This window comes from Actinomycetota bacterium (assembly GCA_035759705.1).
GTDB lineage: Bacteria > Actinomycetota > CADDZG01 > JAHWKV01 > JAHWKV01 > JAJCYE01.
In genome coordinates, this window is sequence record DASTUJ010000159.1 from 1 (window position 1) to 6,213 (window position 6,213).

The 6,213-nt window shown below is 65.0% G+C and carries 6 protein-coding genes; 5 read left to right on the top strand and 1 reads right to left on the bottom strand.

What is annotated here, in order from left to right:
- The 5 genes from VFV09_10805 to VFV09_10825 all read left to right on the top strand — a co-directional run.
- A partial coding sequence (locus tag VFV09_10805) for a hypothetical protein (protein HEU4868204.1) occupies positions 1-1,390 on the top strand: 1,390 nt, incomplete at its 5' end.
- Positions 1,391-1,407: 17 nt separating this feature from the next.
- Positions 1,408-2,325 carry a diacylglycerol kinase family protein gene (locus VFV09_10810; GenBank protein ID HEU4868205.1) on the top strand — a complete coding sequence of 306 codons (918 nt, stop codon included), beginning with the start codon at positions 1,408-1,410 and terminating at the stop codon, positions 2,323-2,325.
- Entirely contained in the window at positions 2,325-2,828 is a 504-nt protein-coding gene (locus tag VFV09_10815) for a DUF6714 family protein (protein HEU4868206.1), read from the top strand. Before VFV09_10810 ends, VFV09_10815 begins: the two co-directional genes overlap by 1 nt.
- Before the next feature lie 319 nt (positions 2,829-3,147).
- Positions 3,148-4,248 (top strand): ADP-ribosyltransferase, encoded by a 1,101-nt coding sequence (locus VFV09_10820; GenBank protein HEU4868207.1) that lies wholly within the window; start codon positions 3,148-3,150, stop codon positions 4,246-4,248.
- Between the two features lie 24 nt (positions 4,249-4,272).
- Positions 4,273-5,379, top strand: a complete 1,107-nt coding sequence (locus tag VFV09_10825; protein ID HEU4868208.1) for a hypothetical protein — start codon at positions 4,273-4,275, stop codon at positions 5,377-5,379.
- Between the two features lie 5 nt (positions 5,380-5,384).
- Here VFV09_10825 and VFV09_10830 read toward each other — a convergent pair whose 3' ends face one another.
- Positions 5,385-6,092 carry an ASCH domain-containing protein gene (locus VFV09_10830; protein ID HEU4868209.1) on the bottom strand — a complete coding sequence of 236 codons (708 nt, stop codon included), beginning with the start codon at positions 6,090-6,092 and terminating at the stop codon, positions 5,385-5,387.
- Positions 6,093-6,213 lie beyond the last annotated feature (121 nt).

Genomic DNA, 6,213 nt, shown 5'->3' on the forward strand with positions numbered 1-6,213 from the left:
GCTGGCGCTGACCCGCACCTACCCGCTGATCTCGTCTTTCCAGCCGTCGTACAACATGGCCACCAACCTGGTGCGCAACTACTCCCGGGAGGAGTCTGAGCACCTGCTGAACTCGTCGTTCGCCCAGTACCGGACCGACAAGGACGTGGTTGTGGTGGAGCAGCTGGTCGACCGCAACGACGCCTACCTGGCCTCGTACCGCAAGAAGATGCACTGCGACAAAGGCGACTTCGAGGACTACTGGCGCCTCCGGGAGACCTTTCACCGGCTGACCCAGTCCGTGAAGGCACGGGAGGCCGAGTCGTCCCGCAACCGCATCGAGAAGGCCCTGGCGTCGGCCGCGGCCGGGGAGGTCTGGTCGATCCGCACCTCACGGGTCAACGGCAACGTGGTGGTTGTCGCCACCGAGCCCGCCAGCCGGGGCGGCACCCGGGCGGTCGCCCTGACCGACACCTCGCGGATCATCAAGGTCGGCGCCAACGAGCTGCGGGACACGCCGCAGCTGCAGGGCATCGTGAAGCTCGACAAGGAGTCCTGGGCGACCCTGAGGGCCCGTGGCGGGAGCCGGCTGGACCACGCCCTGCGGCGCAAGATGGCGACCGCCCTCAAGTCCTTCGAGGGAAACGGGTCTGTTGGCAAGGCGGCCCCGTTGGAGGACGACGAGGATGTCGAGCTCGCCCTTGCCCGCACCGCCATGCTCCAGCACCCCTGCCACAGCTGCCCCGACCGGGACCGGCACGCCCAGTGGGCGGAGAGGGCGTCCCGGCTGATCAAGGAGAACGAGTCGCTGCACCGCAAGGTCCAGTCGAAGACCGAGACCCTCTCCCGGCGCTTCCAGCGGATCCTCGGCATCCTCGAGGAGTACGGCTACCTGGACGGGTTCAACCTGACCGACAAGGGCTGGGCGCTGGCCCGCATCTACAACGAGAACGACCTGCTGATTACGGAGACTATCGCCCGGGGCTGGCTGGAGGACCTGGAGCCGTCCGAGCTGGCCGCCCTGCTGAGCGTTTTCGTCTACGAGAGCCGGGGGCCCGTGGAGGTCGCCGGGCCGCTTCCGAGCGCCGCCAGCAAGTCGGTCTACGGGAAGATCTTCCGCCTCGAGGAACGGATGAAGCGCAGTGAGACCCGGGCGGGCCTGGAGATGATCCGGGGGACCGAGACCGGGTTTGCGATGACGGCCTACCGCTGGTGCCTGGGCGACCCGCTGGAGGACGTGATCGACGAGGACTCCAGCCCGGGCGACTTCATCCGCTCCACCAAGCAGACCATCGACCTGTTGAGGCAGGTCCAGCAGGCGGTCGAACACCCCGAGTTGCGTCGTAAGCTGGGCGAAGCGGTCGAGGCTATGAACCGCGGAGTTGTCGCCTACAGCGGCGTCTCCTGGTAATCGGCGAGAATCTTGCAATGACCTCCCCCTACGGCAAGGCGACGATAGTCGTCGGCCTCACCCCGGCCGGAAAACCGGTGCTCTCCGAGGAGCGGCTGCACGAGCTGATGGGCAAGACCGAGCTGGAGTACGAGATCGAGACCGCGTCCAGGCCCGGCGACTGCACGACCCTGGCCCGGGCCGCCGTGGAGAAGGGCAGCGGCTACCTGATCTGGGTCGGCAGCGACTGGGTCCTGCACGAGGTGGTCAACGGGATCATGGGAGAGACCGGCCCGGTCAACCCGGACCTGGTGATGGCGGGCATCCCGGGGGAGGAGGGGAGCGACTTCCTGAAGACCATGGGAATGGACAACGACCCGGAGGCGGCGGTGCGCCACCTCGAGGGTGAGCCGTTCTTCGGCATCGACGTGGGCCGGATCACCTGGGCGCCGCCGGTCGAGCCGAACTACGGCTACTTCATCAACATGGCGCAGGCCGGGCTGTCCGGGGACATGGCCAAGTGGCGAGGCCGGCTGCCCAAGCGCATGGGCAAGCTGGCCGAGTTGATTGCCTTCTGGGCCAGCCTCGCCGGCTACAAGATCCCCACCGGAGCGGTGAAGCTGGATCGGCGGTCCTACGGAGGCCCGATCGCCAACGTGGTGGTGGCCAACGGCCAGTTCATCCGGGGCGGCGTCCGCCTGGCGCTGAAGGCGCACCCGGGCGACGGCAAACTCGACGTCCTCATCCAGAAGGGCAACAAGCGGGACTTTATCGAGACGATGACCAAGTCGCTGAAGGGGGAGCACCTACCCTCGCCGAAGATCAAGGAGTACCTGGCCTCCCGGGTGGAGGTTGCCGCCAAGTCGGCGCTTCCGGTGGAGGTCGACGGGCGGCTCGGGGGCCACACCCCGGCGATCTTCGAGCTCATCCCGCAAGCCTTCCGGTTGAAGATCTGATGAGCGCCGAGCTGATCGAAGAGATCGAGGCCGCCTTCGGAAAGGTCGAGCTGGGCATCGGCCTGTCGTTGCACCAGGCAAAGGCCATGGACCTGCTCCAGTCGCCCGAGGAGGTGCTGGAGGCCCGGCCCCTGGACACCGAGACCCGCTGGCAGGACATCCCCGACACCAAGGTAGAGGAGTTCCACTACGCTCTGACTTTCCTTGACCCCGAGAGCCTGAGGTTCCACCTGCCGCGGTTCATGGTGTACGCCCTGGAGAACCCCGGCCTGGACTCCCCAGCCGTGGACGCCGCGGTTTACGCCTGCGACTTCGGCGAGGAGATGGAGCAGGACGTCCTGGCGCAGTTCAATGCGATGTCACGCGAGCAGATGGAGACCGTCGCACACTTCCTGGTCCACGTCGCGGAGTCCAAGGACGAGGACTACGACACGATGGTGGCGGCTATCGCCCTGGACACGTTTTGGTTTCAGTTCCTGGACGAACCCCCGGCGCCCGAATAGCCTCCGAGGATCTGGACTCCTAAATTGCCGGTACATATACTGCCCCTCCCCGGACCCGTTCGACCTCAACCTTTAAGGCCTCAAAATGCCCCGCGAACGGCTTCTTAGCAGTACCGGCACCATAAAGGCCGCCACAGGCACCCCCAGGTCGGCACGTAGCTCGGTCACGACCCTGGTCCCCCGCGCCCGGGATGGAGGCCCCATCTCGGCTTCGGATGTAACGCAGCTCCAGCGTCCGATCGGAAACAAGGCGGTGAGCCGGCTCCTGCAGCCAGGCAGCGGAGGATTTCAGCGGCCGACGATCCAGAGGAGATTGCGGGTGGACCCGGAGGCGCTGCCATCCCCGTCGGGGAAGGCCAAAGCCGACGAAAGCACCTATACGCTGATTCACGCCGCGCTCAAGGCCTATCACAACGTGCCGAGAACATACGATTCGGCGGCCGAGAAGAGGCAGTATTCCCTCGACCGGGTCTCGTGGCTGGAAACCCTGGACGACCTTTGTAGGAAATGGTTGAAAGAACACCCCGCCGGCGAGCTCCGGCTGCTTCCCGGAAAGAAGGCCAAGGATGCGGCAAAGAGGCAGGCCGTCCAGACCTTGCTCAATGAAGTGACCAAGGATCTTGTATTCAGCGGAACGTTCCATGGCGGCAGTAGCGAGAAGAAGAAGGAGATGGCGAATGCCCTGATCGCCAGCCCGGGATCCCACAAATTCGCCATGATAAAAAGCGCGCGTAAACAGCTGCTGACCACCCAGACGCCCGAGCAGAAGCAGGCAATCGTTGCCGGGTTGGCGCCGGGGGAGCAGGAGCTTCTGAATGCCTACAAGGACGCGAGGGAAAACCGGGGCCTCCTGTCCAAGGAGGTAAAGGCGATCGGCGCCTACACGGACGACCAGTTCCGGTTGATGAACCCCACGGGAGCCGGCGGAGGCGGCTGGCTAACAAGCCAGATGGCTAAAAAGGGCAAACAAACCGACGAGCCGTCCGTAGCGAAAGCGCTCGAGGTGAACAAGGCAATCAACGAGGTTGCCACGACGGGACTGCGGAAGCTGCCGCCCTGGAAACAGGACAGGACAATCTTCCGGGGTGAGACCTTTCCCAGCGAGGAAGCCATGAAGTTTGAGAAGGGTTTCGTGAAGACCTACCCTCACTTCGTCAGCACCAGCCAGGCAGTGGAAGTCGCCCGCACCCAGGCCAACGACAACAAGGACGATGCTCGGCCTATCAAGGTCATCTGGCACATCATGGAGTCATCCGGAGGCAGAGACATAATGGAGCTTTCCACAACCACGGAAAAGGAGATTCTTTTCCCGCCGGGGACGAAGTTCACGATCCTCGGCATGCAGAAAACCAGACGAGGGCTTGCCAAAGCCGATCACATGGAGGTGCAGGTCAAGGTCGAGGCACCTGAGGGATTCTGAGGTCGGCGCAGCTGGAGGCTGGGTGTGGCACGAAAGCTGCTGTTTGTTCTGGGAGGCGTGATCGTGTTGGGCCTGGTCGCCGCGGTGCTGCTCGTCCGGCAGGACCCGGTTTCGCCAAAAGCTGAACCGAGCACACCACCCTCGCCATCGATTGGCTCGGTGCTGCCGGAGCTCTCCGACTTTGTCGAGAAAGCACGCGGGCTCGAGTTCCGCGACGAGGTTAGGCCGAGGGTCCTTTCGGAACCTGAGTTCCAGGAGGAGCTAAGGAAGCTGGCGGGTCCCCCGGACTCCGGCCGGGTGGAAACGATCTTGACCATCCTGGGACTGCTGCCCGCCGAAACCGGGGCGGCGGCACTCCAGGCACCCGCGAATCACGGGAACGTCAGCTTCTATAACCCAGCGGCGAAAGAGCTGGTGATCACGAAGGACCTCACTCCGTTCGCCCGCAAGACTCTGGTCCACGAGCTCACCCACGCCCTGGACGACCAGCACTTCGGGATCAACCGTGACATTAGGGGCGACCAGGCGGCATCTGCCTTCGCTGCACTGGTCGAGGGCGGTGCCATCAGGGTGGAGCGCCTGTACGTCGCGTCGCTGCCGCCGGGGGAGCAGGATGAGATCAAAGCCCGGGAGCCGAAGATCGGAGCAGCGCCGGTTGAGCAGCTACTGGAATTTCCCTACCTGCACGGCCCCCCTTTCGTCGAAGCCCTGATCGATGCTGGTCCCGAGCGGCTCAACCAGGCCCTCACCTCGCCCCCCACGAGCTCGGAGCAGGTGCTTGAGCCGGCTCGATACCTGTCGGGGGACACTCCGCAGGCAGTCGACCGGCCCCCAACCGAGGGAACTGCAACCGACGAGGGTGAGTTCGGCCCGCTGCTGCTGCGCCTGTTGCTTGAATCAAAGCTCGACCCGGCGGTTGCAAAGGAGGCTGCCACCGGTTGGGACGGAGACCGCTACGCGACCTGGCGCAGCCCCGATGGACGGACCTGCGTTCGGGTTCGCTTCGTGACGGACACTCCTGAAGACTCCCGGCAACTGCAGGCTGCTCTGGCCGCTTGGGTGGACCGGGTAACCGATCGGGAGGTCGATTCCGCCGGCTTGTTGCTCAAGGCCTGCGAGCGTCGTGGATAAACCGCTCAGCGATCGGCTCGGCCGAACACGGCCAGCACCCGGAAGTGCTCGAAGAAGACCTGCACGTCCTCGGTGAACGTGAGATTGAGCTGCGCCGCCTGCCGGTGGAAGTAGGCCAGGTGCCCCTCCCGCCAGTTTTCGAGCGTTCGGTCGCCCTCGCCTTCGGCCCAGGCATGCTCTGCGCCGATATCTGCGAAGCGGAGATACTCGACCCGCTCGGTCTGGAGCGCACACTGCGGGTACCCAAAACCGTCTGTGACAATCGACACCATCCCGACGGAAGGAATCGTCGACCCCTCCCGCTCCTCGGCGTCGACCCAGCCGGTCGTTCCGCGCTTAACCCCCTTTACGATGAGGTGCGCCAGCTTCGCGGCCATTTCGGGCCCATCTCCGAAGTAGAAGACGTCCATCGCGCGGGTTGGGGGCTCCCAACCGCCAAGCATCGACCCTACATAGAGCCGAAAGCCCGGATCGTCCACGGAGGCCCACTCGCGCAGCGGCTCCCACCCTTCGATGTCCCGGGGCAACAGGAACAGGAATTCGGGCGCTGCGCCGGCGGCGTCACTCATCCCCAGCGGCAGGCCGAGCGCGGTCCCTAGCTCAAGCTGCGCGGCCTCCTGTAATGCGGCTAGGGGGCGAGAGTCCGGGGGCACCGCACACGAGAAGCGCCGCGCACGGTGCGTGACGTCGAGGACCAACGCCGAAGCCTCCATCCAGGCACATTAGCGCCGATCGGCGACTCGAGCCCGTCCGGCCCGGCAGAGTCGCCTACTTGTAGACCCGCACGTAATCCACGAGGGTCTGCGCCGGCAGTGGAGTGATGCCCGGCTGGAA